Source organism: Methylobacterium sp. B1 (assembly GCF_000333255.1).
GTDB classification, from domain to species: Bacteria; Pseudomonadota; Alphaproteobacteria; order Rhizobiales; family Beijerinckiaceae; genus Methylobacterium; species Methylobacterium fujisawaense.
In genome coordinates, this window is sequence record NZ_BACT01000054.1 from 1 (window position 1) to 981 (window position 981).

Here is a 981-nt window from a genome sequence, read left to right on the forward strand (position 1 = left end):
CGGTGGCCGTGCTGGAGGCACGGGACCGCGTCGGTGGCCGAGCCCTGACGGTCGCCCTGCGCGGCCATGCCCTCGATCTCGGAGCCCATTGGCTGCATGCCGGGCCGATCAACCCCCTGGTGACGCTCGGTCGGACGCGCGGCGAGCGGCTGCGCCGTGCGCCGCAGGAGAGCCACGTCTGGGTCGGGCGGCGGCCCGGCCGCGCCGCCGAGATCCGGGCCAACGGGCGTGCCTTCGACCGGGCCGACCGGGCCATGACCCGCGGCGCCGCGCAGCCCGGTCCCGACCGGCCGGCAGGCAGCGCGCTGCCGCCGGGGCTCGGGCCCTGGGGGGCACGGGTGGCGCAGGTCCATGGCCTAGTGTCGGGCCGGCCGCTGAACGAGGTCTCGCTTCAGGACTTCCCTAGCCTCGAATACGGCGACAACTACTTCCTCGCCGACGGCTACGGCAGCTACCTCGCCCGCTTGGCGGACGGGTTGCCGGTGGCGCTCGCGACAGCGGTGACGCGGATCGACTGGTCGGGCGGCCGGGTCCGCGCGACCACCGCGGCCGGAGCCGAGCACGCCGCGCGCGCCGTGATCGTGACCGTGCCGATGATGGTGTTGCGTGAGGGGCCGGTCTTCTCGCCGCCGCTGCCGAATGCGGCCCGCGCCGCCATCGACGGGTTCACCACCGGTATCTACGAGCACGCGGTGCTGCACTGGCCGTCGAGCCCGTTCCGCGGCCGCGACCGGCTCGCGGCGATCCATGGCGGGCGTCACGCGCCGCCGGGGCTTCTGACCCGCATCGACGGAACGCCGTTCCACTATTACGAACTCGACCTGCACGAGGCGGCGGCGATCGACGCCGCTGGCTCCGGCGCAGACGGCGTGCGCCGCCATGTCCGCGCGGTCCTGGCCGAGCATTTCGGCGGCGCACGACTGCGCGACCTCACGATCCCGGCGGTGAGCGCGTGGCGCCACGATCGATGGTCGCGCGGAT

The 981-nt window shown here is 74.8% G+C and carries 1 protein-coding gene; it reads left to right on the forward strand.

The annotated features are described in order from the left end of the window. Positions 1-981 (forward strand): FAD-dependent oxidoreductase (locus tag I53_RS01595; protein WP_043345954.1); only part of this gene is annotated, 981 nt, incomplete at both ends.